Here is a 26,924-nt window from a genome sequence, read left to right on the forward strand (position 1 = left end):
GTTCCGGCTGTTCCGGCTGTTCCGCTTCTTCCGCGGCGTCGAGCTCGGCGCGCAGTTGCTCGGCCTGGGCGCGGAGCTGCTGCGTCCGCTCCGCGTACACGTGCCCGAACAGGTCCATCGGGTCGAGCACCGGTTCCTCGTTCATCCGCTCCCGCAGACCGGCGGCCATCTCCTCGGCCCCGGCGCGGGCGGCGTCGGCCTGCTCGTCGTCCCAGCGGCCGGCGCCCCGCAGCTCGGACTCCAGCAGCGCCAGGGGGTCGTGGGCGCGCCAGGCCTCGACCTCCTCGTCCGAGCGGTAACGGGTGGCGTCGTCGGCGTTGGTGTGTGCCTCCATGCGGTAGGTCACCGCCTCCACGAGGGTCGGTCCGCCGCCCTCCCGTGCCCGGCGCACGGCGTCGGCGAGGACGGCGTGCACGGCGGCGGCGTCGTTGCCGTCGACCAGCCGGCCCGGCATGCCGTAACCGACGGCCTTGTGCGCGAGGGACGGGGCGGCGGTCTGCTTGGCCAGGGGTACGGAGATGGCGAAGCCGTTGTTCTGCACCAGGAAGACGACCGGGGCCCGCCAGACGGCCGCGAAGTTCAGCGCCTCGTGGAAGTCGCCCTCGCTGGTGCCCCCGTCGCCGACCATGGCCAGCGCCACCACGTCGTCACCCTTGAGGCGGGCCGCGTGCGCCAGCCCGACCGCGTGCGGAAGCTGGGTGGCCAGGGGGGTGGAGAGCGGGGCTATCCGGTGCTCGTGCGGGTCGTACCCGGTGTGCCAGTCGCCGCGCAGCAGGGTCAGCGCCTGTACGGGGTCGAGGCCGCGGGCGACGGCGGCCAGGGTGTCCCGGTAGCTGGGGAAGAGCCAGTCGCGGTCCTCCAGGACGAGGGCCGCCGCCACCTCGCAGGCCTCCTGCCCGGTGCTCGCGGGATAGACGGCGAGGCGGCCCTGCTTGGTGAGGGCGGTGGCCTGCGCGTTGAACCGGCGGCCCCGGACCAGCTGGACGTACAGCCGCCCCAGCAGCTCGGGATCGACGTCGCGGGCGGCCGGGGTGCCCAGCACGCGATACGGCTCGGAGTCCGGCAGCAGGGGACCGGGATCGGTGCGCGGCCGCCAGGCGGGAGGCGGGGCCGGCTGGGTGGACTGGTGTGATCCAGTCTGCTGCAGGACCGTCATGGCGGTGCACCTCCTGGGCTTCCCCTGCCCGGTGGGGCGGGGACGGCGGCATCCGGGCACGGAGCGTGTTGTACTCCCCTACCGATTGTTCGGTCGCGGGCGCATTTTGGCTACAGGGGACCCCAGCCTGTGGACAAACGGTTCTCCACAGGCTGGGATGACAGCAGGACGTCCAGGAGGAGGTGCCGCACGGGCATGCCGGATGAACGGATGGCCGAACCGGCCGGCACAACAGAACCGACGCGTCCGGAAGCCCCGCCCCCGGACGCCTCCCCTCCGGGCGCCCCGCCCCCGGGCGCCGCGCCTCACGCCGCCCCTCCTCCGAGCGCCACGGCTCCGGACACCCCGCCCCCGGCAACACGGGCGGCGCGGGCAGCACCGGCGGCGTGGGACGATCCGTCGCGCCCCGCACCGGCCGACGAGCCGCCGCGCCCGCCCGTGCGGCCGCTGGACGCCGTAGACCGCGAGATCCTGCACATCCTGCGCTCGGACGGCCGGGCGTCGATACGAGCGGTGGCGGAACAGGTGCACGTGTCCCGCGCCAACGCCTACGCCCGCATCAACCGGCTCATCGACGACGGCGTGATCCGCGGCTTCAGCGCCCGCGTGGACCACGAACGCGCGGGTCAGGGCGCGTCGGCGTACATCACCCTGAAGATCGTCCAGAACTCCTGGCGCACGGTCCGCGCACAGCTCCAGGCGCTCCCCGGCGCGGTGCACATCGCGCTGGTCAGCGGGGACTTCGACGTACTGCTGCTGGTGCACACGGAGGACAACCGGGCGCTGCGGGAACTGGTGCTGACCCGCATCCAGGCGATCCCGGAGGTGCTGAGCACGCGGACGCTGCTGGTCTTCGAGGAAACGGACCTCGGCCCCGAGCCGTAACGGCCGACGGCGCCCGGACAGCTTCCCGACCGCCCTCCGGCTCCCGGATACGACGCCCGAGGGGGCGGACAGCCGAGCGCGCCGATGCCCTGTGCACCGGTCCGTGTGCACCGGTCCGCGGCCGACGGTCCGCCGCGGGCCGGTGATCGGGGGCCCGGTGATCGGGGGCCCGGTGATCGGAGGCATCCTCGGCGGTCGGCCGCAGGTCAACGGCCGGTCGGCGGGCGGCGGTCGGTGCGGCAGGTGCAATCGCCGGTCGGCCACAGGTCGGCGGGCAGCGGCCGACGGGCGGGCAGCTTCCGTCGGCCGGCCGGGGAACGGCCCGGGAGAGTTGGTCAGCTGCCGCTGTCCGACAGCTTCGCCCGCAGCTGGAGCACCGACTTGGTGTGGATCTGGCTCACCCGGCTCTCCGTGACGCCGAGGACCCGGCCGATCTCGGCGAATGTCAGTCCCTCCCAGTAGAAAAGAGTCACCACGGTCTTCTCCCGCTCCGGCAGGGTGTTGACGGCCCGTGCCAGCAGGCGCCGCAGCTCCCGCTCCTCCGCCACTTCCACCGGGTCGTCCGCGCCGGTGCCCACCGGCATGTCCGTCAGCCCGGACCGGCCGCCCTCGACGCCCGCGTGCAGCAGTTCCTCCAGGGCCACGACGTCCGCCGGGGAGGGCCGACCGAAGATCTGCTGCAGGTCATCCGGGCCGATGCCCAGCTCGGCGGCCACCTCCGCGTCGGACGGGTTGCGGCCGAGCGACGACTCCAGCGTGGCATGGGCCCGTTCGACGCTGCGGGCCTGCTGCCGCACCGACCGGGGGAGCCAGTCCAGCGCCCGCAGCTCGTCGAGCATCGCACCGCGGATACGGGTCACGGCGTACGTCTCGAACCGCACCGGCCGCTGCTCCGGGTCGTACGTCTCGATGGCGTCGATGAGCCCGACGACTCCGCTGGACAGGAAGTCGGCCTCGACGCCGGGCGGAAGGCCGACGGCGACCCGGCCCGCCACATACTTGACCAGCGGCGAGTAGTGCAGGATCAGCTGTTCCCGCAACCGCTCGTCTCCCGTCGCCCCGTACGACCGCCACAGCTCACCGGTTGTCGTGGGGGCGCCGGGGGTCTCGGGAACAGCGCTGTCCGTGCCGCCGGGAGCCGCCACGGACACGGCGGACCGTCCGGCACGGGAGGAGCCGTCCACCTCCGCGGTGCCTGCCGCCCGCAGCGCGAGGGCGCGGGCGGGCACGGCGCCGGCCGGCCGGGCCTCCGCACCGTCCGGGAGAGCCGCGGCGGGTGCGCCCTCGCGCCGGAGCCGTGCCTTCAGCGCCGCCAGTGAGGTTTCCGTCTCCTCCGCCGGAACGGCCTGGCTGAGCGCCGTCCCGGTCGCGCGCAGCATGCTCCGGACCGGGTCGTTCCGCGTCGGCCGGGGGTGATCGGTTCGCTCCTGCCGATGCCCCGTCACCGCTGGTCACCTCCCTCGGCCGCGTCGAACAGACCCAGCTGCCTCAGCTTGACCGACAGCGGTTCGAGTTTCCGGCGTGCCGTGCTCAGCTGTACCCGCACAGTCGAGGGCTCGGTCCCCAGTATGTCGGCGATGTCGGCCGCGGAGAGACCGTCCAGGTGATGGAGCACCATCACGGCGCGTTGGCGGGGCGGCAGTCGCGCGATGGCGGTGCACACCTGAAGGAACCCCTCCTTCACATCCATCAGTGCGGCCATGTCCGGGCCCCGCGCCGACGACTCGGCTTCGTCGAGGGGTGCCGTAGCCGGGTGGCGGTTGCAGACTTTGACCGCCTCTCGTATCACCGTCCTGGTCAGCCAGGGCCCCCAGTTCCTCACCGGTTCGGCGTGCGGGGCGTTCATCCGGCGCCAGCACTGGACGAACGCCTCTTGCACGGCGTCGTACGCCAGCGTGTGCAGGGCTCCGCACACCATGGAGGCCTTGGCGAGCAGCGGTCGGTACCACCGCCGGTACACCGCGTCGAACTCCTCCTCGAAGGGCTCTCCGGGCATTCATTCCTGCTCACTGTGGGGAAGCCTCGCGGACCACGAGCCGCCGTCCCGGTCCGTGACCTCCACGGAACCGCCGCCGGAGGCGAGTTGGCGCAGTACGACCCCGAGAGTTTCCCGCCGTGCCGCCTCACGAATCCAGTAGGCACCGGCGCGCAGGGCGATTCCCACCGCGGCACTCACACCGGTTGCCACACACGTCCAGCCCCAGACTGTGAGCACTCCGGGCTCCCCTCTCCGTGTCTTCCACCCGCCGGGGTGTCCCGGCACTCTGTAAAGAGGGGAGCGGGCCCGGAAACGCGTAGCCGGAAGGCTGGACGCAACGACGAGTCACCCGATCGAGTGATGATCTGAACTGATCCGAACCCTGGTGCGACGGTTACTCCCGACGCCCGGAGCCGGATTCGGGACGCCCGGGGCCACCCGGGGCCACTCGGGGCCACCCGGGGTCACGGAGCCCGGCCGCGTACATCCGGCCCCGGACATCCGGCTCGGGCAATCCTGACCGGGACACATCCGGCCCGGAGCGTCGCTGTGCCCGCCGCATGTCACCCGGCCCCGCCGCCCGGCTCCTGTCGCCCGCCGTCTGTCGCCCGCCGTCTGTCGCCCGGCGCCTGACTCAGGTCCTGCGCCCGGTTCATCGGGTCCTGCGACTGATTCAGGTCCTGCGCAGGCCCTCGAAAGCCAGCCGGACCACCGCGTCGGCGACCTCGTCGCCGTGGTCGGCCCCCGCCCCGCCCGGGCGGTACCACTCCACGATGGAGTTGATCATTCCGAACAGCAGCCGGGTCGCGAGCCGGGCGTCCGTGTCCACCCGCAGGTCGCCGTCCGCAGCCGCCTGCTTCAGCAGCTCGGACACCTGCTGGTCGAACTCGCGGCGGCGTCCCATCGCCCACCGCTCGGTGTCGGTGTTGCCGCGCACCCGCAGCAGCAGGGTGACGTACGGCAGCTCGGCCATCAGCACCTCGGCGGTACGGCGCGTGACGTGCTCCAGGCGCTCCACCGCGCGCCCCTCGCACGCCTCCGGCTCCCGGAGGATGCCGAACAGCCCGTCCAGCGCGCGGCTTATCGCCAGCCGCAGCAGTTCCTCCTTGCCGCGCACATGGTGGTAGATCGACGACTTGGAGATCCCGGCGGCCCGGGACAGGTCCTCCATCGAGGTGCCGTCGTAGCCGCGCTCGATGAACACCTCGACGGCGACCGCGAGCAGCGATTCGGGCGTGTAGGTGTCTCGCTTGGCCATGGTCAGATTGAACCAGGTTCCCCGCGGAGGGGGCGCACCGAAGCCGGTACGAGCGCGGGTGCCCCTTCTCACGCCGCCCGCCCGGCCGCCCGTTCCGGCAGCATCCGGCGCCGCGGCCGACCGGCTCCTCTGGCCGGCCGACCGGCTTCCCGTGCCGGGAGACCGGGCCCGTGCCGACCGACGGGCTTCCCCGGACCGGCCGACCGGAGCCGTGCCGACCCGCTCCCGAGGCCGACCGGCTCCCGAGGCCGACCCGCTCCCGAGGCCGACCGGCTCCGGCGGCCGACCGGCTCCGGCGGCGGCCCGGGCGCCTTCACCGGGCACGGTGACGTGCACGCGTTCTCCCCGTTCACGCACCTTCCGGCCGGCGAGGGGCCCGGAGGTTCCGCCGGGCCGGCCCGCCGCGCGCCACTCCCTTCCCGTCTCCGCCCGGCCGTCGCCGGGGCGCTCCGGCCGGCTGCGAGGAACAGTTATCCACAACCCTTGCACCGACCGATCGTTCGGTTACTCTGAGAGCCGTTGTTCCATCCGTACGCCAGCCGCATGCCATCCCCATGCGACAGCCCGGCTCGACGAGGAGTTGGTCACCCATGGCCGCCGCTCTCAGCGCGCAGCAGCTCAGCGAGAAGCACCGCAGCACCCTCGACCAGGCGCTGGAGACGATCCACACCCGTGCCTACTGGTCGCCGCATCCGGAGCATCCGAAGGCCTACGGCGACAGCGCCGCCGGGGACGGGAAGGCGGCCTTCGAGGCGCTGCTCGGGTCCCGGTTCCAGCTGGACCAGCCCGGGACGGACGGCTGGGTGGACGGCGAGGTGTCGCCGTACGGGATCGAGCTCGGGGTGGAGTATCCGCATCCGGATCCCGAGATGCTGCTGCCGGCGATGCGGGCCGGCATGGGGACCTGGCGGCGGGCCGGGGCCGAGGGCCGGGCCATGGTGTGCCTGGAGATCCTTGCCCGGATCAGCGCCCGGACGCACGAGTTCGCGCACGCGGTGATGCACACCTCCGGGCAGGCCTTCATGATGGCCCTCCAGGCCGGCGGACCGCACGCCCAGGACCGCGGGCTGGAGGCGGTGGCGTATGCCTATGCCGAGCAGGTGCGCACCCCCCAGACCGCCGAGTGGTCCAAGCCGCAGGGCAAGCGGGACCCGGTGAATCTGACCAAGACGTTCACCCCGGTCGGCCGCGGGGTCTCGCTGCTGATCGGCTGCAACACCTTCCCCACCTGGAACGGCTATCCCGGCCTCTTCGCCTCCCTCGCCACCGGGAACCCGGTGCTGGTCAAGCCCCATCCGCGGGCCGTGCTGCCGCTGGCGATGACGGTCGCCGCGGCCCGTGAGGTGCTCGCCGAGGCGGGCTTCGACCCGAATCTGGTGGCGCTGGCGGCGGAAGGTCCGGGTGAGGGGCTGGCCAAGCGGCTCGCCACCCGGCCGGAGATCCGCATCATCGACTACACCGGCTCCTCCGCGTTCGGCGACTGGCTGGAGGAGAACGCCGTCCAGGCCCAGGTCTTCACGGAGAAGGCCGGGGTCAACACCGTCGTGGTCGAATCGACCGACGACTACCGGGGGATGCTCTCCAACCTCGCCTTCTCGCTGTCGCTCTACAGCGGCCAGATGTGCACCACCCCGCAGAATCTGCTGATCCCCCGGGACGGCATCGCCACGGACGCCGGCCACAAGGGGTACGACGAGGTGGTGAGCGATCTCGCGGGCGCGGTCGACCGGCTGCTGAGCGACGACGCCAAGGCGACCGCGTTCCTCGGCGCGATGGTGAACCCGCAGGTGAAGGAGCGTATCGAGGCCGCGGCCGAGCAGGGCGAGGTCGCGCTCGCGTCCCGCTCGATCACGCATCCGGAGTTCCCCGGCGCCACCGTGCGCACCCCGGTCCTCGTCAAGGCCGACGGGGCGCGGAAGCAGTGGGACGGGGCGGACACCGAGGCCCCGTATCTCAGCGAGTGCTTCGGGCCGGTCGCCTTCGCGGTGGCGGTGGACTCGGCCGCCGACGCGGTCGACCTGCTGCGGCACACCGTGCACAGCCGGGGAGCGATGACCGTCGGGGCGTACACGGTCTCAAAGGAGGTCGAGAGGATGGTCGAGGACGCCTGTCTCGACGAGTGCGCGCAGCTTTCGCTGAACCTCACCGGTGGTGTGTACGTCAATCAGACCGCGGCGTTCTCCGATTTCCACGGCTCCGGGGGCAACCCGGCGGCGAACGCGGCGCTGTGTGACGGGGCGTTCGTGGCCAACCGGTTCCGTACGGTCGAGGTCCGCCGGCCGGCCTGAGCGGGGGGCGGGCCGAGCAGGGCCCGCCCGTACGGGAACGGCCGGCCCCCGTCACCGCGTGACCGCCGGGAGGTGCCCCCCCGTCATCGCCCGGCGGTCATCGCTCAGCCGGCCATCGCTCAGCCGGCCATCGCCCGGCGGTCATCGCTCAGCCGGTCATTCCTTCACCGAGCCGCTGAGCATGCCCTCGATGAAGCGGCGCTGGAGCAGTACGTAGACGATCACCACCGGCAGCGCGATGAGGACCGAGGCCGCGGCGAGCAGGGCGGTGTCGGAGCTGTGCTGGCCCTGGAAGAAGGCCAGGCCCAGCGGCACCGTGCGGTGCGCCTCGTCGCTGACCATCACCAGCGCCAGCAGGAACTCGTTCCAGGTCCACATGAAGACGATGACCACCATGGTGGAGATCGCGGGCCGTCCCATCGGCACCAGGATCCGCCAGAGGGTGGCCCAGCTGGAGGCGCCGTCGATCCGGGCGGCGTCGATCACGGCCCGCGGGCTGCCGCGGAAGTAGGTCCGCATCCAGAACACGCCGAAGGCCAGGGACTGCGCGGTCTGCGGAAGGATCAGCGCCCAGTAGGTGTCGGTCAGTCCCCAGTGGCGCAGGTCGAAGTAGAGCGGGACGACCAGGGCCTCCTGGGGGAGGGTGAGGCCGAGGACGAAGAGATAGAAGAGCAGCGTGGAGCCCGGGAAGCGCATCACCCCGAAGGCATAGGCCGCGAGCACCGCGAGCAGCGAGGTGACGGCCACGACGACGACCGTGACCAGCACCGAGTTGGCCAGATAGCTGCCGAAGTGGCCGCGGGTCCAGGCGTCCGCGAAGTTGCCCCAGTTCAGGCCGTCGGGGAGGGAGAAGCCGGTGTCGAGTGACGACTGCGAGCCGAAGGCTGAGGAGAGGATGCCCACGACGGGGGTGAGCGAGATGATCGCGAAGAGTATGAGTACGCCGTATCCGGCGACGCGTTCGAAACGGCTGGTCATGTGGTGTTCCGCCCCTCCACGAGCCGCGTCACGGCGACCGTCAGCACGAAGATCAGCACAGTGAGGCCGACCCCGACCGCCGCCGCCGAGCCGACCTCGTTGATCTCGAACGCCCGGTGGTAGACCTGGTACGCGGGGACGGAGGTGCTGGTGCCCGGCCCGCCACCGGTGGTGATGTAGATCAGGTCGAAGTTCCGCAGCCCGGCGATCATCGTCAGGGTCAGCGCCACGGCGATCTCGGCCCGCAGCCCCGGCAGGGTGACGGCGAAGAACTCCCGTACCGCTCCGGCCCCGTCCATCCGCGCCGCCTCGTACAGCTCACGCGGGATGCGCTGGGTGCCGGCCAGGAACAGCACCAGGCACAGACCGGTCTCCACCCAGGTGCCGACCGCGCCCACCGCCGGGAGCGCCCAGGTGTAGTCGCCGAGCCAGGAGCGGGTGAGCCCCTCCAGGCCGACGGTCCGCAGCAGGTCGTTGAGCAGCCCGTCCGGCGCCAGGATCGACCGCCAGGCGACCGCGACGACCACCATCGCCAGCACCTGCGGCAGGAACAGCACGGTGCGGAAGAACGTCATGCCGCGCACCCGGAAGCGGGACAGCACGGACGCCAGCAGCAGTCCGATGGCGACCGGCAGCGCGGCGTAGAAGACGAGCAGCGCGAGCGCGTGCAGGAAGGAGTCCCGCAGGACCGGATCGCGGAAGAGATCACGGTAGTTGTCGAGACCCGCCTCGGTGGCGACCGTCAGGCCGTCCCAGTGCACGAACGAGAGCCAGATCGTCTGGCAGAGCGGGAAGAGCAGAAAGACGGCGTAGAGGATGAAGGCCGGGAGGAGGTAGAGATAACCGACCGCGCGCGGCTCGCCGGGGGCCCGGCCGCCGTAGTGCCGGCCGACGAGGGCCCGCAGCCGCCCGGCGGGCCCGCCCGGGAGATGCCCCGCGCTCACCGCTCGCCGCCCGCGGCCCGTCCGGACTCCTCCTGCTGCTGCTTTTGGAAGTCCGCGTAGTCCTGCTGGAGCGCCTCCGCGAAGGCGTCCGGGGAGACCTTGCCGTCGATGACTCCCTGGAGCCACTTGGAGAGGGTGTCGTAGAAGGTCGGCGTCGTGTAGTCGAGGTAGGGCACCAGGCCGTCCGCGGCGTTCAGCCGTTCCCAGCCGTCGATGAGCTGCCCGTCGACGCTGCCGGCGGGCACCTCGCGCGCCGCCTTGCCGGGCACTGCGGGCAGGACGCCCTCCTCGGTCATCACATCGGCCGCGTGCTCGTCGGTGAGGAAGTCCAGATAGGCGGCGGCGACCTCCGGATGCTCCGACTTCGACGTCACCGACCAGGCGAGTCCCTGACCGCCGGTGGACACCGGCGCGCCCCCGGCGGACGCGGGCGGCGGGGGCATCAAGCCGAGCTTGTCGCCCATCGGCTTCTTCAGGTCGGCGAGCAGCCAGGTCCCGGTGATCAGGAAGGCGCCGTCGCCGGAGGCGAACTGCTTGGTGGCGTCGTCGTAGCCCTTGCCGTTGGCGCCCTTCGGCAGATAGCCCTTCTCCGCCCAGTCGGCCAGGGTGCGGGCGGCCTCCCGGGTGTGCTCGTTGTCGAAGCCGGTACCGGCGCCGCCCGCGCCGAGGACGGTGTTCCGTACGGCCTCGGCGCCGCCCGCCTGGTTCTGGAGCACGCCGAAGGTGTGGATCGCCGGGTACTGGTCGAGGTTGCCGAACTGGACGGGCAGTTCGCCCTCGGCCTTGAGCTTCGGCAGTGCCCCGGTGAGGTCGGACCAGGTCTTCGGCGGCTCCACCCCGGCCTTGGCCAGGACGTCCTTGTTGTAGTAGACGCCGACGTACTCGCCGGTCTGGGAGATGCCGTAGAGCCGGCCGGTGCCGAAGCGGCTGCCGTCGGCGGCGACGCGGTTGAGGTTGAGCAGCGTGTTCGGGTAGCGGGTGTTCCAGCCGTAGATGCCCGCGTAGTTGTCGAGCGGCAGCAGCAGTCCGGCCTTCACGAAGGCGACCATGTCGGGGTAGCCCTGGTTGGCCTGGACGATGTCGGGCGGGTTGTTGCCGGACATCGCGAGCTTGAGCGTCGTCTTGAGGTCGTCGAAGCTGCGGGCCACCCGCTTGATCGTGACGTTCGGGTACTTCTCCTGGAACTCCCGGTTCAGCCGCTCGATCTCGGCGTTCTGCCCGCCGCGGATCTCCTGGTCCCAGACCGTGAGGGTGACCTTTCCGGCCTTCGCCGGATCGGGCACCCCGGTGGCCCCGGCACCCGGGCCTGCACCGCCCGCGGCCCCCGACCCGTCGGTGCCGGGCACACAGGCGGACGCGAGCAGGACGGTCGTGGCGGCCAGAGCCGTACCCGCGGACCGGGCGCGGCGGTGCGCACTCATCGTGGTTCTCCTCTCGGCGCCCTGCGGCGGCTGTTCACTGACGGCTGATCATTGGCAGCTGTTCACTCACGGCTGTTCACTGGCGTTGTTCACCTGCGTACGGACTCCGGCGTACGGGACTCCGGCGTACGGGTCGTCCCGTCCGGCCGCCGCCCGGTGCGCCGTGTCAGGACGGACGGAAGCCGATCGTGGGGGTGGCGCGGCGCAGCGGCCAGTCGGTGGTGCCCGCGGGCAGCAGGTCGCCCAGGAAGCGGTAGCGCCGCATCACGTCCTCGCTCTGGCCGCCGCACTTGGTCGCGTACTGCCACCAGGCCGCGACCTCGGCCCAGCCGGGCGCCGAGAGCGAGCCTCCGAAGTGCTGGACGGACAGGGCGGCGGTGAGGTTGGCGAAGGCGAGCCGGTCGGCGAGCGGCCAGCCGGCCAGGGTGCCGGTGGTGAAGCCCGCCATGAAGACGTCACCGGCACCGGTGGTGTCCAGGGCCTCGACGCGCAGCGCCGGTACGTCGGCGCTCTCCCCGGTGAGCGAGTCGACGGCGACGGCGCCCTCACCGCCCTTGGTGACCACGGCGATCGGCACGAGTTCGGCGAGGGCGCGCGCCGCCTGCTCGGGGGTGTCGGTGCGGGTGTAGTTCTGTGCCTCGACGGCGTTGGGCAGAAAGGCGTGGCAGTAGGTGAGGTCGGCGAGCGTGTCCGCGTTCCAGGCGCCGGTCTCGTCCCAGCCGACGTCGGCGAAGATCTTGCTGCCCTCCTCGTACGCCTGCCGGACCCAGCCGTCCATCCGGTGACCGGGGTCGAGCGAGGTGACGCAGGCGCGGGAGCGGGGGCGTTCGGCGACGCTGACGCAGGGCTTCGGGGCCTCGTGGCCGTGCGAGACCATCGTGCGCTCGCCCTCGTACGCCATGGAAACGGTGACCGGCGAGTGCCAGCCGGGCGCCCGGTGGGAGGGGCCGAGATCGATGCCCTCGCTGTCGGCGAGGCTCTCCCAGCAGTAGTCGCCGTAGACGTCGTCGCCGAACGCCGCGGCGAGCGAGGTGCGCAGGCCCAGCCGGCGCAGCGCGGTCGCCATGTTGGCGACGCCCCCGGGGCTGGATCCCATGCCGCGGGCCCAGGACTCGGTGCCGCGCACGGGGGCGTGGTCGAGGCCGGTGAAGACGATGTCCAGGAAAACCGTGCCGGTGAGGAAGACGTCCTGTCCGGGGTCGCCCTCACGGCGTACGGCAGCCAGCGGATCCATCGGGGCCGGGGACGGCGCCGGCTGGGCGGTTCCGGTGGTACTCAACGTGCTCGTGCCTCTCCTGGCTCGTGTGGCTCCGTCGCGCGGGAGCTTCACTTCTGTGACCGACACCCTGCAACCGACAGCCGGTAAATGCAATACCTCGGTCATACTCGCGCACACTCGCTCACAGAAGGTAGATTGCCGAGCATGTTGCGCGAGAACCGCCACGAGCAGTTGCTGCGGGTCCTCCGCGAGGAAGGGGTGCTCCCCATCCGGGAGATCGCCAGGCGGCTCCAGGTCAGCGAGGCCACCGCGCGGCGCGATCTCACGGATCTCAGCGAGGCCGGCCGGCTCACCCGGGTCTACGGCGGCGCCGTCGCCCGCGAACCCTCCGAACGGCCGTTCGCCGAGGAGGAGGTCGACGACCTCGACGCCAAGAACGCCGTCGCCCGGCGCGCCGCCGCGCTGATCGAGGACGGCGACGTGGTGCTGCTGGACATCGGCACCACCACGCTCCAGCTGGCGCGGCTGCTGCACGGCCGGAAGATCACCGTGGTGACCAGCAATCTCGCCGTGTACGAGGAGCTGCGCGACGACGAGGCCCCCGAACTCGTCCTGCTCGGCGGCCGGGTGCGGCGCAACTACCGGTCGGTGGTCGGCCACATGACCGAGACCGCTCTGCACGCGCTCTACACCGACCGGCTGTTCCTGGGCACCAGCGGCGTGCTCCCCGACGGCCGGGTGCTCGACACCACCGATGTCGAGGTGCCGGTCAAGCGGGCCATGCTCGCCGCCGCCCGGCAGGTGGTGCTGCTCGCGACCGCCAAAAAGTTCCCGGGCACCGGGACCGCCCGGATCTGCGGACCGGACGACATCGACGTACTGATCACCAACGAGGCGTCCGACCCGGCCACCGTCGCCGGGTTCCGCGAGGCCGATGCGGAGGTTCTGCAGGTATGAGGCTGACCGTGCTGGGCGGCGGCGGGTTCCGCGTGCCGCTGGTGTACCGGGCGCTGCTCGACGACAGCGGCTCCCCGGAGGGCCGCTGCACCGAACTCGTCCTGTACGACACCGACCGAGCGCGGCTGGACGCGATCGGTGCCGTGCTCGCCCACCAGGCCGAGCGGCACGCGCAGGGCCCCGGCGGGGGCGGTCCGGCACCCGCCGTGCGCGCCACCACCGACCTCGACGACGCGCTGCGCGGCGCCGACTTCGTCTTCTCGGCGATCCGCGTCGGCGGTCTGGAGGGCCGCACCCGCGACGAGCGGATCCCGCTGGCCGAAGGGGTGCTGGGCCAGGAGACCGTCGGCGCGGGCGGCGTGCTGTACGGGCTGCGCACCCTGCCGGTCGCGGTGCGGATCGCCGAGCGGATCGCGGAGGTCGCCCCCGAGGCGTGGGTCATCAACTTCACCAACCCGGCCGGCATGGTCACCGAGGCCATGGGCCGGGTCTTCCGCGAACGCGGCCTCGGCGACCGGGTGATCGGCATCTGCGACTCCCCCGTGGGGTTGTGCAGGCGGGCGGCGCGCGCCCTGGGAGCCGACCCCGACCGCGCGAGCTACGACTACGTCGGCCTCAACCACCTCGGCTGGCTGCGCGGGGTGACCGTGGACGGGCGCGATCTCTTGCCGGGGCTGCTGGCCGACCCGGGCGCCCTGGAGTCGTTCGAGGAGGGCAAGCTCTTCGGCGCCGACTGGCTGCGCGCGCTGGGCGCGCTGCCGAACGAGTATCTGCACTACTACTACTTCAACCGGGAGGCCGTCGCCTCGCTGACCGGCGCGGACGCCACCCGCGGCGAGTTCCTGCGCGAACAGCAGGCCCGTTTCTACGCCGAGCTGGGCTCCATCGCCGACCCGGCACAGGGCGGCCCGGCACAGGCCTACGACGCCTGGGAGCGGACCCGGCTGGAGCGCGAGGAGACGTACATGGCCGAGAGCCGCGAGGCCACCGGCGGCTGGCAGCGCGACAGCTGCGACCTCGACGGCGGCGGCTACGACCGGGTCGCCCTCGCCCTGATGCGCGCCATCGCGCGGGACGAGCGCACCACGCTGATCCTGAACGTGCCCAACCGCGGCGCCGTGCCCGGGTTCGACGCGGACGCCGTCGTCGAGGTGCCGTGCCTGGTCGGCGCGGGGGGCGCGCGGCCGCTGGCGACGGGCACGGTCGCACCGGACCAGCTCGGGCTGATGCTCGGGCTCAAGGCGGTGGAGCGGTCGGCGATCGAGGCCGCGGCGAGCGGCTCCCGGTCGGCGGCGCTGCGGGCGGTCGCGCTGCACCCGCTGGTGGACTCCGTACGGGTCGCGGAACGGATCCTGGAGGCGGCGGGACGCTGAGGGGGGGGCGGCTCGGGGCGGGAGGCGCGGCTACCGGGACCGCCGACGGACGCCCAGGGGGCACGGAGCGCGGCACCCGGCAGCGCCGGTCGGCGCTCAGAGGTACGGGCGGGGCACGGCGACCGGGACCGCCGACCGGCGCTCAGTGGTACGCAGCGGGCGCTCGGCACCGCCGGCGGGCGCTTCGGGGTGCGGGGCGGGCGCTTCGGAGTGCGGGGCGGGCGCTCAGCCGAAGACGTGCGCCTGCACCCAGGCGTGCATCGCGATCGCCGCCGCCGCGCCCGCGTTGATCGAGCGCGTCGAGCCGAACTGCGCGATCGAGCACACCATGGCCGCGTGTTCGCGCGCCTCCTCCGTGAGCCCCGGCCCCTCCTGCCCGAACAGCAGGACGCAGCGGCGGGGCAGCGCCGTCGTCTCCAGCGGCACCGATCCCGGAAGGTTGTCGATGCCGATGATCGGCAGCTTCTCGGCGGCGGCCCAGGCGGTCAGCCCGGCGGTGTCCGGATGGTGCCGTACGTGCTGGTACCGGTCGGTGACCATCGCGCCCCGGCGGTTCCAGCGCCGCCGCCCCACGATGTGCACCTCCTTGGCCAGGAAGGCGTTGGCGGTGCGCACCACGGAGCCGATGTTGAAGTCGTGGCCCCAGTTCTCCACGGCGACGTGGAAGTCGTGCCGCCGGGTGTCGAGGTCGGCGACGATCGCCTCCCGGGTCCAGTAGCGGTACCGGTCGACGACGTTCCGGCGGTCGCCGTGCGCGAGCAGCTCCGGGTCGTACCGCGGGCCCTCGGGCCAGGGCCCGGGGTGCGGGCCGACGCCGACGGGCTCCGGGCCGTGGCCCTCGTCGTACTGGAGGGGGAGCGGCCCGTTCTCGGCGGCCGGCTCGGTGGCGGGGGTCTCGCTGCTCACCCGACGAGGGTACGGGGCCGCCCGCGGCCGTCGCCGTCGCGCTCCGCGTCCCCGCGCCCCGCGCCGCCGCGCTGCCCGGGCAGCCGCAGCCGGGCCGTGCCCCGGCGCGCGTACCGGCCGAGGCCCCGCAGAAAGCCGGTCGGCAGGAACACTGCGTCCACGGCGACCATGGCGAGCGAGAAGAACGGCAGCCCGAGCAGCACCGCGATCGACAGATGCTCGGCGATCATCACCACCAGCAGGACGTTCTTGACCCGGCGGTTGAACAACGTGAAGGGGAACGCGACCTGCGTGATCACCGTGCCGTAGGTGATCAGCATGACCAGCAGGCCGCTGCTGCTGACCAGTTCGGAGAGGCCCGGCCAGGGAGTGAAGTAGTCCAGGTGCAGCGGGTAGTGCAGGGCGGTGCCGTCCTGCCAGCGCGAACCCTGCACCTTGTACCAGCCCGCGGTGGCGTAGATCAGGCACACCTCGGCCATGATCACCAGCAGCGCCCCGTTGTGCACGAGGTTCGCGACGATGTCCGCGACCGCGCGCGGCTCCCGGTCCGGCGCGTACCGGCACAGCGCCCACCACAGGGCCTGTACGGCCCACAGCCCCCAGAAGACCAGGGCCCAGCCCCAGCCGAGGCCGGGCCCGAGCGTGACGGCCGTCAGCGCGAGACCGAGCACCGACCAGAGCACGACGCCGGTGGCGTCGGCGTGCGGAGGTTGTCCGTGGTCCGCCCCGTGCGCGGCCGCCCGCACGCGCGCCCGGCGGGCGTCGAGCGACCAGACCCGGGCGCAGCGGGTCAGCACCAGATAGACGGCCATCAGATGGATGACGTTGTCGCCGCCGTCGCCCATGAAGATGCTGCGGTTCTGCAGGGACAGCACGCCGGCCATGAAGAGCACGGACACGGTGCGGGTGCGCCAGCCGAGCAGCAGCAGGGCGCTGGAGACGACGGAGAACAGATATCCGGCCTCGAACCACAGCACGTCGTCGGACCACAGCAGCGCGGTGAACGCACCGTTCCCCTCGACCAGCTGCCGCGCCATGTCCCAGCCCCAGGGGCTGTCCGGACCGTACAGCTCATGGCGGTGCGGCCACTCCCGGAGCAGGAAGCACAGCCAGGTCGCGGAGATGCCGATGCGGAGCACGGCGGTCTGGTACGGGCCGAGGGCCGAGGCGGTGATCCGGGCCACGGCGCGTGCCGGAGGGCCGGAGACCCGAGCGGGGATCACGACTCGTCCACCTTCGCCGCGGTTCCGGAGGCCGGGTCGCCGGGAACGTCGCCGGCGTCCACCGGCCACCAGTCCAGCTCGCGGTGGACCGTCTTCCGGTCGACCTTCTCGTCGCTCCAGGCGGGCGGGGCGACGGGGGTGGTGGCGGAGCGCACCTGGATCCGGCGCACCGTGCCGCCTTCGGTGGCCGGGCCGATCCGGGAGAGCACGATGCGCTTGACGTACCGCTCGGACAGCTCGCCGCGCAGGCCGTTCGGGCGGTTCTCCTCGTCGTGCGAGCCGACGAAGAAGTCCCAGGCGCGGCGCAGCTCGTTCTGCCGGGTGTGGCTGGGGACCAGGCTGTGGTGGATCTCCGCGCCGTCGAGGGCCGAGAGATCGGTCCAGCTGGTGACGGAGACACCGCCGTCCGCCGCCACCACCTCGGCCCGCGCCTGGACGGCGACGTTCTGCTGGAGCGGGTTGGGCGCGAACAGCTTCCAGTTCTGCTCGAACTCCGGATAGACGTAGTCGTCGATGACCTCGCCGTGCTGCTTGGAGACGGTGTTGGCCGGTGCGACGTGCAGAAACATCATGCCCAGATGCACCGCGGCGGCCACGGCGACGACGGCTGTGACCACCGCGACCACTATTCGCGACGGCAGCGACAGGGAGGCGATCCCGCCCGGCGTGCGCGGGGGCGCGGGCGCCCCGGCGGGCGTGTGCGCCGCTCCGGAGGCCGGTGTCGCGGCGGACGCCGGTGTCACCCCAGCCGGTGTCGCGGCGGACGCCGGTGTCACCGCGGGCCCGTGCCCGGTCGTCTCCCGTTCCCGGCCGTGGATTCCCGCTCCGGCCGGTCCGGGGATCGGGGTTCCGGTCGCCGCTGTCCCGCTGTCCGGGGCCCCCTGCTCGCGGCGTACGTGCTCGTGGTGCTCGTCTCGCTCCATCGCGCCTCTCCCTGAACCCCCGGATCCCGGAGAACGGTACTCAGCCGGGGCCCCTCGTGGACAGCCGGACGGTCGGCGTCGTCCGCAGGGGGCGTCCGCAGGGGGTGTCCTCGGGCAGCCGTCCACAGGCGGTCGTCCACAGGGAGTTGCCGGCAGTTGTCCACAGGCGGTCGCCCACAGCCTTGACACACCCGGGAGCGCACCACACCATTGAACCGAACGATCGGTCGGTTGATTGGCTGAGTGCCCGGACGGGGCCGACGGGAGCGAGGGCTTTCGGATGACAGCAGTGCTGGACGCGGCAGGCGGCGCGAGTGCGCCGGCCGAGGTCTTCGAAGCGGCGGTGGCGGCGGACGAGCGCATCGAGCCGCGGGACTGGATGCCCGACGCCTACCGGGCCACCCTGGTCCGGCAGATGGCGCAGCACGCCCATTCCGAGATCATCGGCATGCAGCCCGAGGCGAACTGGATCACCCGCGCGCCCTCGCTGCGCCGCAAGGCGATCCTGATGGCCAAGGTGCAGGACGAGGCGGGCCACGGACTGTATCTGTACAGCGCCGCCGAGACCCTGGGCACCAGCCGCGAAGAGCTGCTCGACAAACTGCACGCCGGCCGCCAGCGCTATTCCTCGATCTTCAACTACCCCACGCTGACCTGGGCGGACGTGGGTGCCATCGGCTGGCTGGTGGACGGGGCCGCGATCACCAACCAGGTGCCGCTCTGCCGCTGCTCGTACGGCCCCTACGCCCGCGCGATGGTGCGGATCTGCAAGGAGGAGTCCTTCCACCAGCGTCAGGGGTACGAGCTGCTGCTCGCCCTGAGCCGCGGCACGGAGGCGCAGCACGCGATGGCGCAGGACGCCGTGGACCGCTGGTGGTGGCCGTCGCTGATGATGTTCGGCCCGCCGGACAGCGAATCCTCGCACTCCGACCAGTCCATGGCCTGGAAGATCAAGCGGCATTCCAACGACGAGCTGCGGCAGCGCTTCGTCGACATCTGCGTCCCGCAGGCGGAGTCGCTCGGGCTCACCCTCCCCGACCCGGACCTCCGGTGGAACGAGCAGCGGGGCCATTACGACTTCGGGCCGATCGACTGGGACGAGTTCCGCGAGGTCCTGCGCGGCAACGGCCCGTGCAACGAAGAACGGATCTCCCAGCGCAGGCGGGCCCACGAAGAGGGCGCCTGGGTGCGGGAGGCGGCAGCGGCGTACGCCGCGAAGCACCGGGAGGCAGACGCATGAGCAGCACCGACTGGCCGCTGTGGGAGGTGTTCGTGCGCAGCAGGCGCGGGCTGTCCCACACCCATGCCGGCAGCCTGCACGCACCGGACGCCGAGATGGCCCTGCGCAACGCCCGGGACCTCTACACCCGCCGGGCCGAGGGCGTCTCGATCTGGGTGGTGCCGTCCACCGCGGTCACCGCCTCCTCGCCGGACGAGAAGGACCCGTTCTTCGAGTCGGCAGCCGACAAGCCGTACCGCCACCCGACGTTCTACGAGATCCCCGAGGGGGTGCGCCACCTGTGACGACGACATCCGAGACCGGGACCCCCGAGACCCGGAATTCCGGGACGGCCACGCCCGGGACGGCGACGCCCGGGTCCGCGGCGCCGGGGTCCGCGACGCCCGGGTCCGGCACCGCGGGGGACGACCGCCTCACCGGTGCCGCCGCCGCGGCCGCGATCGCCCTCGGGGACGACGCCCTGGTCCTCTCCCACCGCCTCGGCGAGTGGGCGGGGCACGCGCCGGTCCTGGAGGAGGACGTCGCCCTGGCCAACATCGCCCTCGACCTGCTCGGACAGGCCAGGACGCTGCTCTCGCTCGCCGGGGACGAGGACGAGCTGGCGTATCTCCGCGAGGAGCGCGACTTCCGCAACATCCAGCTGGTCGAGCAGCCGAACGGCGACTTCGCCCACACCATCGCCCGCCAGCTCTACTTCTCCACCTGGCAGGAGCTGCTCCACGACCGGCTGGCCCGCGGCGACGTCCCGGAGAGCGCCCCGTTCGCCCCGCTCGCGGCCAAGGCCGTCAAGGAGGTCGCCTACCACCGCGACCACGCCGAGCAGTGGACACTGCGGCTCGGCGACGGCACCGCGGAGAGCCGGGAGCGGATGCAGCGCGGACTGGACGCCCTGTGGCGCTTCACGGGTGAGCTGTTCCAGCCGGTCGACGGTCTCGGCGTCGATCCGTCCTCTCTGGAGGCGGACTGGCTCGCCCGCATCGCGGCCGTGCTCGACCGGGCCACGCTGTCCGTGCCCGAGGGGCCGCGCCGCAACGGCTGGACCGCGGGGGCCGGGCGCCAGGGCCTGCACACCGAGCCGTTCGGGCGGATGCTGGCCGAGATGCAGCATCTGCACCGCAGCCACCCGGGGGCGTCGTGGTGACCGCCGCCCCGACCCCGCTGGAGGATCGGCTGCGCGAGCTGGCGGGCTCCGTGCCCGACCCGGAGCTGCCGATGCTCACGCTCGACGAGCTGGGAGTGCTCCGCGGCGTCCGGCTGCTGGGCCCGGGCCGGGTCGAGGTCGAACTGACCCCCACTTACACCGGCTGCCCGGCGATCGGGACAATGGCCGCCGACATCGAGCGCGTGCTGCACGATGACGGCGTGCCCGAGGTCACCGTGCGCACCGTCCTCTCCCCGCCCTGGACGACGGACGCCATCAGCTCCGAGGGGCGCCGGAAGCTCGCCGAGTCCGGCATAGCCCCGCCGCGCCCCACCCGCGACGGCGGCCCGCCCGGCGCCGCCGCCTCCGACGGCCCGGTACCGGTGGAACTGGCCGTCCGCTGCCCGCAATGCGGGTCGACGGCCACCAGCCTGCTCAGCCGCTTCTCCTCCACCGCCTGCAAGGCGCTGCGCCGCTGCGAGTCCTGCCGCGAGCCCTTCGACCACTTCAAGGAGCTGTGATGGCCCCGGAGACGGCTCGGGAAGAGCAGACGGCCGCACCGGTCCCGGCCCGGCACGGCGCGTTCCACCCGCTGCCGGTGACCGGGGTCGAGCGGCTCACGGACGACTCGGTGGCCGTCACCCTGGCCGTGCCGCCCGGGCTCCGCGAGACGTTCCGGCACACCCCCGGCCAGCATGTGGCGATCCGGCTGTTCCTGGAGGGTGAGGAGATCCGCCGCACCTACTCCGTCTGCTCCCCCGCCCCCGGTCCGGGCGGCCCGCGCACCCTGCGGGTGGGGGTCCGGCTCGTGGAGGGCGGCGCGTTCTCCGTCCACGCCCTGAAGGAGCTGGCCGCCGGGGACGTCCTCGACGTGATGGCCCCGGCCGGGAGGTTCGTGCTGGAGCCCGCACCCGGGCACTACGCCGCCGTGGTCGGCGGCAGCGGCATCACGCCCGTGCTGTCCATCGTCTCCACGCTGCTCGCCCGGGAGCCGGAGGCCCGCTTCTGCCTGGTCCGCAGCGACCGCACCGCCGCCTCGGCGATGTTCCTGGAGGAGCTGGCCGACCTCAAGGACCGCTGGCCCGGCCGGCTCCAGCTGGTGCACGCGCTGTCCCGCGAGGACCAGCAGTCCGGGCTTCCCTCGGGGCGGCTCGACGAGCCCCGGCTGCGCTCGCTGCTGCCGTCGCTGCTGCCGGTGGAGTCCGTCGACGGCTGGTTCCTCTGCGGTCCGCACGGCCTCGTCGACGGCGCCGCCCGGGCGCTGCGCGGTCTGGGCGTCCGGCGGGACCGGATCCACCAGGAGATATTCCATGTCGACGGCAGCCCGGCGGACGGCTCCGCGGACAGCGCGGCGGACGGCGACACGGCGATCGGGTCGGCGGGCACCACAGCGGCAGGTGCGGGCTCCGGCGGAGACGGCATGGCCGCTGCGGCGCCCGTGGACAGCACCGTGACCGCGACGCTGGACGGCCGCTCGGGCAGCTGGCCCGTCCGGACCGGTGAGTCACTGCTGGAGACCGTGCTCCGCAACCGGCCGGACGCGCCCTACGCCTGCAAGGGCGGCGTGTGCGGGACCTGCCGGGCCTTCCTGGTCTCCGGAGAGGTGCGGATGGACCGCAACTTCGCCCTGGAGCCGGACGAGGTGGAGGCCGGCTATGTGCTGGCCTGCCAGTCGCACCCGGCCACCGCGGAGACCGAGCTGGACTTCGACCGCTGACACCGGGCGGCCGGACGCGGCGCCTGCGGTACGGCGCATGGGCGAGGCACGGCGCGTGGAGAGCAGCGCCCGAGCGGGTCTCGGTGCCCGGGTGGAGGCTCGGCGCCGGGCGAGGGCTCGGCGCCCGGGCCGGGTGCGGCGCCGGTCAGATGACGGCTGCGGTGCCGCCGCCGTCCGTGACCAGCGGACGGCCGGCGGCCTCCCAGCCGAGCATCCCGCCGTTCACGTTCACCGCGTCCAGTCCCTGGGCGACGAGGTACTGCGTCACCTGCGCCGACCGGCCGCCGACCCGGCACACCACATGCACCCGCCCCGCTCCGGCGGCCGCCTCGGTCAGCTCGCCGTAGCGCGCCACGACCTGGCCCATCGGGATGTGCAGCGCTCCCTCCGCATGACCGGCGGCCCACTCCTCGTCCTCCCGGACGTCCAGCAGGAAGCCGTCCTTCGGCACCTCTGCGGCATCAATTGCGGGCACCTGCGCGAAATGCATGATCAAGCCTCTCAACGAACACGGACACGGACACGGGCATGGACATGGGCATGGGCACGGGACGGGAAACAGGAAGGGGACCGGGGCAGGGGTAAGGCAGGGCAAGGGCGGGTGGGGATCGTGGCTGCCGGCTACGGCCCCGGCACGGGTCCCGGGTACCTCACGAGGCCAGCTTCGCCAGCTGGGCCTCCCGCTCGGAGACCTGTGCCAGCAGTTGCTCGGCGATCTCCTCGAGCAGCCGGTCCGGGTCGTCCGGTGCCATCCGCAGCATCGAGCCGATGGCGCTCGACTCCAGCTCCGACGCCACCGCAGCCAGCATCTCCTTGCGCTCGGCCAGCCACTCCAGCCGGGCGTACAGCTCCTCGCTCGGGCCCGTCTCGGGCCGCTCGGGCTCCGGGCCCTTCTCCCACTCCTCGGTGAGCTTCAGCAGCTGCTCCTGGTCCCCGCGGGCGTACGCACTGTTCACCCGGGAGATGAAGGCGTCCCGGCGCTCACGTTCGGCGTCGTCCCGGGCGAGGTCCGGATGGGCCTTGCGGACCAGCTCGCGGTAGATCCGCCGGGCCTCCTCGCTCGGCCGGACCCGGCGCGGCGGCTGCACCGGCTTGTCGTTGAGCATCGCGTCGGCCTCCGGCGGAATGCCCTCCGAGTCGATCCAGCCGTGGAACAGCTCCTCGACCCCCGGCATCGGCTGCACCAGGCCGCGCAGCTCCCGGGCCCGGCGTTCGTCCTCCGGGTCACCCGAGCGGGCCGCGACCGCCTCCGCGATCTGCGCGTCCAGCTCGTCCAGCCGCGAGTACATCGGGCCGAGCCGCTGGTGGTGCAGCCGGGAGAAGTTCTCCACCTCGACCCGGAAGGTCTCCACCGCGATCTCGAACTCGATCAGGGCCTGTTCCGCGGCGAGCACCGCCTTCTCCAGCCGCTGGGCCGCCTGCCGCTCGGCCTCCAGCTGCTCGGGGGTGGGTTGCGTCTGGTCGGCTTCCGGATTCGTCACTCGTCCACCCTACGAGCAACCGCGCCCGGCACGGCCCGGCCCCGCCCGGTCCCGCCCGGTCCCGGCCCTCGGCTCAGCCCTGGTCCTACCGGCACCGACCGGCACGGCTTAATGCTGTCCGTCCCGAGCCCGGCACCCGGCTCGGGCGGCACCACTCGGCCCCGGCCCCTCCGGCGCCCGTCCCACCGGCACCGGGACTGCTCGGCTTGGCCCGGCCACCGCTCGGCCCGGCCCCGCTCGGCTCGGCGCTGCTCGGCCCAGATCCTGCCGACACCGGCCTGCTCGGCTCAGTCCTGTCCGGCCCGAGCCCGGCCCGGCACCACTCGGCCCCAATCCCACCGGCGCCGACCCGGCCCGGCTTGGTGCTGCACGGCTTGGCGCCGCCCACCCAGAGCCCGACCCCGCCCGGCACCACTCGGCCCCAATCCCACCGGCGCCGACCCGGCCCAGCTTGGCGCCGCCCGCCCCGATCCCGACCCGGCTTGATGCTGCCCGGCGCCGCGGCCCCGGCCCCTCGGCTCGGCCTCGCCCCTCGGCTCGGCCCCGCCTTCGCTCAGACCCCTGTCTCCGCGGCGACCCGCCCGTCGCGCACCGCCGCGGCCAGCTCGGCGTGGTCCGCCTCCGTGCGGTCCGCGTACGCCACCGCGAAGGCCGCCAGAGCCTCGTCGAGCTCGTCGCTCTTCCCGCAGTACCCCGCTATGAGCCGGGGATCGGCGCTGTGCGCGTGCGCCCGGGCCAGCAGGGCGCCGGTCATCCGGCCGTAGTCGTCGAGCTGGCCCGGCTCCAGGGCCGCCGGGTCCACGCTGCCCTTCCGGTTCCGGAACTGCCGTACCTGGAAGGGCCGCCCGTCGACCGTGGTCCAGCCGAGCAGGATGTCGCTCACCACCTGCATCCGCTTCTGCCCCAGCACGATCCGGCGGCCTTCGTGCGCCGCGCCCGGCAGCGGACTGTTGAGCCGGGGGTCCAGCGGCGCCTTGGACGCGTACGGCAACAGGGCCGACGGCCGGGCCTCCTTCACCTGGAGCACCAGCGCCTCGCCCCGGTGGTCCAGCAGCAGCACGACATAGGACCGGAGCCCCACACTGCCCGTGCCCACCACCCGGAACGCCACGTCCTGCACCTCGTACCGGGCGAGCAGCGGCAGACGGTCCTCCGGCAGCGTCCCCAGATACTCGCCCAGCCCGAGCACCACGGCCGCCGCCTCCGCGTCCGGCACCCGGCGCAGCACCGGCGGCGCGTCCGTGAACCGCCGCCGCACGGCCCGGCGGCCGGCGCCCGCCGTCCCCACGTCGGCCCGGGCCCCGCGGCCCAACCGGTCACCGGGGACGTCCGGCACCGGCTCGGTGGCCCTGGCCGCGAACCGGGCGCTCGTGTTGCGCTTGGCCTTGGCGGCGACCCGCTCCAGGGTGCCGAGCAGGTCGCGGGCGTCGGTGTGCGAGACCAGCTCTTCGTCGGCGATGGCGTTCCACGCGTCCAGCACCGGCAGCTTCGCCAGCAACCGCATCGTGCGCCGGTAGGCACCCGCCGCGTCGAAGGCCGCGGCCCGGCAGGTGTCCTCGTCTGCGCCCGCCTCCCGGCCCGCCAGCACCAGCGATGCCACCAGCCGCTTGAGGTCCCATTCCCAGGGGCCGTACGCCGTCTCGTCGAAGTCGTTGATGTCCATGACCAGGCCGCCGCGGGCGTCGCCGTACAGGCCGAAGTTCGCCGCGTGCGCGTCGCCGCAGAGCTGGGCACCGATGCCGCTGACCGGGGTCCCCACCAGGTCGGACGCCATCAGAGCGGCCGAGCCGCGGAGGAACGCGAACGGCGAGGCGGCCATCCGGCCGACCCGGATCGGCACCAGCTCCGGCAGCCGCCCGGCACTGGACTCCCCGACCGCCCGCACCGCGTCCGGCCGCCCGGGACCCGGGGGAGCTGCCGCGTGCACCGACCGGGGCACGGCGGCCCGCAGCGCCTTGCCCTCCCGCTTCGGCGAAGCCTTCGCGTCCACCGGACGCGCGAACCCGGCCACGAACGGAACCCGCGGCCCCGGACCGGTCGTCGCCCCGCGCTCCACGCCCGGCCCCACGTCCCGGCCGGGGCCCGTGGCCGCCCGGTCCGGGCCCGTCAACGACCCCGTCCCGGCGGCGGGCGCACGGTCCGCCTCCGAGCCTGCACCCGTCCCCGCACCCGTCCCCGCAACCGAGCCGACGTCCGGGCCGACGTCCGGAGTCCCACCCGAGTGCGCGTCCGGCTCCACGGCCGAACCGGTGTCCGGCCCCACAGCAGCCGAGCCCTCACCCGAGCCCGTCCCCGAACCCGGACCCGAACGCGGACCCGAACCCGGGCCCACACGCGAGCCGACACCCGACCCCGACCCCGCACCCGGCTCCGGCCTCACCAGCCGCACCGCCGCCCGCCCCGGCACCCCGCCGCGCGTCTCCGTCATGCTCCTGACCTCCCGGTCCCCCCGCTCGTCCCGCCGCCCGCGGGACGCCCCCGTGGCACGACGAAGACCGTACCCCCGCCCCCCGACACCCGGAACCGGCCTGTGGAAAACTCGGATCCGGGGACCCGACGGCCCCGGCGGACCACGTCGGAAGGACGGCGCGATGAGCACCGAGGACCATGGGCGCGACGCGTCCCTGGAGACCATCCAGCGCGAGCTGACCGAGTTCGCGCGCCGGTCCCGGGCGACCGCCACCCGTATCCACCCGGAGCTGCCGCTGGTCTCGTACACGCTGCTCGCCCACGTCGACGCCCGCGGCGGGTGCAGCGCCACCGAGCTGGCCGCCCACTATCTGCTCGACAAGTCCACCGTCAGCCGCCAGGTCTCCGCGCTGGAGCGGCTCGGCCTCGTCGAGCGCCGCCCCGACCCGGCCGACCAGCGGGTGCAGGTCGTGCACTGCACCGAGGCGGGCGAGGAGGCCGTCGTACGGGCCCGCGAGAGCCGCCGGGAGGCCATCCGGGCCCGGCTGACCGACTGGGACACCGAGGATCTGGCCACGTTCGCGGCCCTGTTGCGGCGCTACAACACCGCCCCCGCTACACCCCCAGCCCGGCGTCCCGGGCCAGCAGAGCGGCCTGCACCCGGTTCTCGCAGTCCAGCTTCGCCAGAATCCGGCTGACGTAGGTCTTCACCGTGGCCTCGCTCATGTGGATGCGGGCGCCCGCGTCCGCGTTCGACAGGCCCTCGCCCAGCAGCGCGAGCACCTCCAGCTCGCGGGCCGTCAGCGCCTCCAGCCGCCGCCGGGCCTCGTCGCCCCGCCCCACCGCCTGCCCGGACGCCAGCGAGTCGACCACGTGCCGGGTGGCGCCCGGCGACAGATAGGCGTCGCCCCCGGCGGCCGCCCGCACCGCGGCGATCAGCTCGCCGGGCGCCGAGTCCTTCAGCAGGAAGCCGGCGCCGCCACCGCCGAGCGCCCGCAGGACGTTCTCCCGCTCGCCGAACGTGGTGAGCATCAGCACCCGTGCGTCCGGGGCGGCGCGCCGCAGTTCCGGCAGGGCCGACAGCCCGTCCATGACCGGCATCTGGATGTCCAGCAGCACCACGTCGACCGCGTGCCGCCGCGCCAGCTCGACCGCCTCCCGGCCGTCGCCCGCCTCCGCCACGACATCGACGTCCGGGTCCGAGGTGAGGATCATTTTGATGCCGGCCCGGATGAGCGGCTCGTCGTCGACGACCAGAACCCTGATCACGGCTCTCCTGTGCGGTTGGGAAGCGGACAATCGAAGACCGGTGGCACCGGCCGGTGCGGACGACGCCCGCACGTCCTCCGGAGGGACGGCAGTCTCCCGGAGGGACGGCACGTCTCCCGGAGGGCGGAACGGCACGTCTCCCGCGGGACACGGACGGC

Annotated in this window: 24 protein-coding genes and 1 pseudogene; 10 read left to right on the top strand and 15 right to left on the bottom strand. The window is 73.3% G+C overall.

The annotated features are described in order from the left end of the window. Positions 1 to 24 precede the first annotated feature (24 nt). Positions 25 to 1,156, bottom strand: a pseudogene (pdhA, locus tag GCU69_RS14850) (pyruvate dehydrogenase (acetyl-transferring) E1 component subunit alpha); the annotation flags it as partial. Between the two features lie 438 nt (positions 1,157 to 1,594). Between pdhA and GCU69_RS14855 the strand changes: the two are divergent. After that, positions 1,595 to 2,041, top strand: a complete 447-nt coding sequence (locus tag GCU69_RS14855) for an Lrp/AsnC family transcriptional regulator (RefSeq protein WP_098754468.1) — start codon at positions 1,595 to 1,597, stop codon at positions 2,039 to 2,041. A gap of 335 nt (positions 2,042 to 2,376) precedes the next feature. On the opposite strand, the gene whiG is transcribed toward GCU69_RS14855, so the two are convergent. The 3 genes from whiG to GCU69_RS14870 form a co-directional block, all read right to left on the bottom strand. Next, entirely contained in the window at positions 2,377 to 3,192 is an 816-nt protein-coding gene (gene whiG / locus GCU69_RS14860; protein WP_235978489.1) for an RNA polymerase sigma factor WhiG, read from the bottom strand. Between the two features lie 290 nt (positions 3,193 to 3,482). Further along, positions 3,483 to 4,037, bottom strand: a complete 555-nt coding sequence (locus tag GCU69_RS14865; RefSeq protein ID WP_098754470.1) for an RNA polymerase sigma factor — start codon at positions 4,035 to 4,037, stop codon at positions 3,483 to 3,485. 655 nt (positions 4,038 to 4,692) lie between these two features. Beyond that, positions 4,693 to 5,283 (bottom strand): TetR/AcrR family transcriptional regulator, encoded by a 591-nt coding sequence (locus tag GCU69_RS14870; protein ID WP_098754477.1) that lies wholly within the window; start codon positions 5,281 to 5,283, stop codon positions 4,693 to 4,695. Between the two features lie 584 nt (positions 5,284 to 5,867). On the opposite strand from GCU69_RS14870, the gene paaN reads away from it, so the two are divergent. Continuing rightward, complete coding sequence (gene paaN / locus GCU69_RS14875; RefSeq protein ID WP_156206311.1) at positions 5,868 to 7,565, top strand: phenylacetic acid degradation protein PaaN; 1,698 nt, start codon at positions 5,868 to 5,870, stop codon at positions 7,563 to 7,565. A 156-nt stretch (positions 7,566 to 7,721) separates the two neighbouring features. Here the strand turns inward: paaN and GCU69_RS14880 are convergent, their stop codons facing one another. The 4 genes from GCU69_RS14880 to GCU69_RS14895 form a co-directional block, all read right to left on the bottom strand. Beyond that, positions 7,722 to 8,543 carry a carbohydrate ABC transporter permease gene (locus GCU69_RS14880; protein WP_156206312.1) on the bottom strand — a complete coding sequence of 274 codons (822 nt, stop codon included), beginning with the start codon at positions 8,541 to 8,543 and terminating at the stop codon, positions 7,722 to 7,724. Beyond that, on the bottom strand, positions 8,540 to 9,448 hold the full coding sequence (locus GCU69_RS14885) for a carbohydrate ABC transporter permease (protein ID WP_156206325.1): 909 nt from the start codon (positions 9,446 to 9,448) through the stop codon (positions 8,540 to 8,542). Before GCU69_RS14885 ends, GCU69_RS14880 begins: the two co-directional genes overlap by 4 nt. Before the next feature lie 35 nt (positions 9,449 to 9,483). After that, the gene (locus GCU69_RS14890; protein ID WP_156206313.1) at positions 9,484 to 10,908 is read right to left on the bottom strand and encodes an extracellular solute-binding protein; all 1,425 of its coding nucleotides are present in this window, start codon (positions 10,906 to 10,908) and stop codon (positions 9,484 to 9,486) included. A gap of 166 nt (positions 10,909 to 11,074) precedes the next feature. Continuing rightward, positions 11,075 to 12,142, bottom strand: a complete 1,068-nt coding sequence (locus GCU69_RS14895; RefSeq protein WP_098754474.1) for a carbohydrate kinase family protein — start codon at positions 12,140 to 12,142, stop codon at positions 11,075 to 11,077. 189 nt (positions 12,143 to 12,331) lie between these two features. Between GCU69_RS14895 and GCU69_RS14900 the strand changes: the two genes are divergently transcribed. Then, the gene (locus GCU69_RS14900) at positions 12,332 to 13,084 is read left to right on the top strand and encodes a DeoR/GlpR family DNA-binding transcription regulator (protein ID WP_098754475.1); all 753 of its coding nucleotides are present in this window, start codon (positions 12,332 to 12,334) and stop codon (positions 13,082 to 13,084) included. Beyond that, positions 13,081 to 14,457, top strand: a complete 1,377-nt coding sequence (locus tag GCU69_RS14905) for a 6-phospho-beta-glucosidase (protein ID WP_098754476.1) — start codon at positions 13,081 to 13,083, stop codon at positions 14,455 to 14,457. The genes GCU69_RS14900 and GCU69_RS14905 overlap by 4 nt, the downstream gene beginning before the upstream one ends. A gap of 225 nt (positions 14,458 to 14,682) precedes the next feature. Here GCU69_RS14905 and GCU69_RS14910 read toward each other — a convergent pair whose 3' ends face one another. Genes GCU69_RS14910 through GCU69_RS14920 form a run of 3 tightly spaced genes read right to left on the bottom strand, consistent with a single transcriptional unit; the run spans position 14,683 to position 17,509 of the window. Further along, positions 14,683 to 15,363 (bottom strand): TrmH family RNA methyltransferase, encoded by a 681-nt coding sequence (locus GCU69_RS14910; protein WP_156206314.1) that lies wholly within the window; start codon positions 15,361 to 15,363, stop codon positions 14,683 to 14,685. Next, on the bottom strand, positions 15,360 to 16,586 hold the full coding sequence (locus tag GCU69_RS14915; RefSeq protein WP_098754777.1) for an HTTM domain-containing protein: 1,227 nt from the start codon (positions 16,584 to 16,586) through the stop codon (positions 15,360 to 15,362). Before GCU69_RS14915 ends, GCU69_RS14910 begins: the two co-directional genes overlap by 4 nt. Beyond that, positions 16,583 to 17,509 (bottom strand): DUF5819 family protein, encoded by a 927-nt coding sequence (locus GCU69_RS14920; protein WP_235978485.1) that lies wholly within the window; start codon positions 17,507 to 17,509, stop codon positions 16,583 to 16,585. The genes GCU69_RS14915 and GCU69_RS14920 overlap by 4 nt, the downstream gene beginning before the upstream one ends. 280 nt (positions 17,510 to 17,789) lie before the next feature. Between GCU69_RS14920 and paaA the strand changes: the two genes are divergently transcribed. The 5 genes from paaA to GCU69_RS14945 are packed head-to-tail and all read left to right on the top strand — an operon-like array spanning position 17,790 to position 21,607. Then, complete coding sequence (paaA, locus tag GCU69_RS14925; protein ID WP_098754779.1) at positions 17,790 to 18,749, top strand: 1,2-phenylacetyl-CoA epoxidase subunit PaaA; 960 nt, start codon at positions 17,790 to 17,792, stop codon at positions 18,747 to 18,749. Further along, positions 18,746 to 19,033 (top strand): 1,2-phenylacetyl-CoA epoxidase subunit PaaB, encoded by a 288-nt coding sequence (gene paaB / locus GCU69_RS14930; protein WP_098754780.1) that lies wholly within the window; start codon positions 18,746 to 18,748, stop codon positions 19,031 to 19,033. Before paaA ends, paaB begins: the two co-directional genes overlap by 4 nt. Beyond that, on the top strand, positions 19,030 to 19,890 hold the full coding sequence (paaC, locus tag GCU69_RS14935) for a 1,2-phenylacetyl-CoA epoxidase subunit PaaC (protein WP_098754781.1): 861 nt from the start codon (positions 19,030 to 19,032) through the stop codon (positions 19,888 to 19,890). Before paaB ends, paaC begins: the two co-directional genes overlap by 4 nt. Beyond that, a complete protein-coding gene (paaD, locus tag GCU69_RS14940; RefSeq protein ID WP_156206315.1) occupies positions 19,884 to 20,411 on the top strand; it encodes a 1,2-phenylacetyl-CoA epoxidase subunit PaaD in 528 nt (175 codons plus the stop codon). Before paaC ends, paaD begins: the two co-directional genes overlap by 7 nt. Next, positions 20,411 to 21,607 carry a 2Fe-2S iron-sulfur cluster-binding protein gene (locus tag GCU69_RS14945; RefSeq protein WP_098754783.1) on the top strand — a complete coding sequence of 399 codons (1,197 nt, stop codon included), beginning with the start codon at positions 20,411 to 20,413 and terminating at the stop codon, positions 21,605 to 21,607. The genes paaD and GCU69_RS14945 overlap by 1 nt, the downstream gene beginning before the upstream one ends. Before the next feature lie 145 nt (positions 21,608 to 21,752). Here the strand turns inward: GCU69_RS14945 and GCU69_RS14950 are convergent, their stop codons facing one another. The 3 genes from GCU69_RS14950 to GCU69_RS14960 all read right to left on the bottom strand — a co-directional run bounded on the left by GCU69_RS14950 (position 21,753) and on the right by GCU69_RS14960 (position 25,156). After that, positions 21,753 to 22,097 carry a rhodanese-like domain-containing protein gene (locus tag GCU69_RS14950; RefSeq protein WP_098754784.1) on the bottom strand — a complete coding sequence of 115 codons (345 nt, stop codon included), beginning with the start codon at positions 22,095 to 22,097 and terminating at the stop codon, positions 21,753 to 21,755. Between the two features lie 160 nt (positions 22,098 to 22,257). After that, positions 22,258 to 23,088, bottom strand: coding sequence for a J domain-containing protein (locus GCU69_RS14955; RefSeq protein WP_408055808.1), 831 nt, complete (start codon positions 23,086 to 23,088; stop codon positions 22,258 to 22,260). A gap of 553 nt (positions 23,089 to 23,641) precedes the next feature. Next, on the bottom strand, positions 23,642 to 25,156 hold the full coding sequence (locus tag GCU69_RS14960) for a DUF2252 domain-containing protein (RefSeq protein WP_176604578.1): 1,515 nt from the start codon (positions 25,154 to 25,156) through the stop codon (positions 23,642 to 23,644). A gap of 523 nt (positions 25,157 to 25,679) precedes the next feature. Between GCU69_RS14960 and GCU69_RS14965 the strand changes: the two genes are divergently transcribed. After that, positions 25,680 to 26,195 (top strand): MarR family winged helix-turn-helix transcriptional regulator, encoded by a 516-nt coding sequence (locus GCU69_RS14965; protein ID WP_098754644.1) that lies wholly within the window; start codon positions 25,680 to 25,682, stop codon positions 26,193 to 26,195. Here the strand turns inward: GCU69_RS14965 and GCU69_RS14970 are convergent. After that, positions 26,113 to 26,766 (bottom strand): response regulator, encoded by a 654-nt coding sequence (locus GCU69_RS14970; protein ID WP_098754643.1) that lies wholly within the window; start codon positions 26,764 to 26,766, stop codon positions 26,113 to 26,115. The two genes, GCU69_RS14965 and GCU69_RS14970, sit on opposite strands and share 83 nt — an antisense overlap. Positions 26,767 to 26,924: the final 158 nt, after the last annotated feature.

The organism is Streptomyces lycii (assembly GCF_009735685.1).
Lineage (GTDB): Bacteria > Actinomycetota > Actinomycetes > Streptomycetales > Streptomycetaceae > Streptomyces > Streptomyces lycii.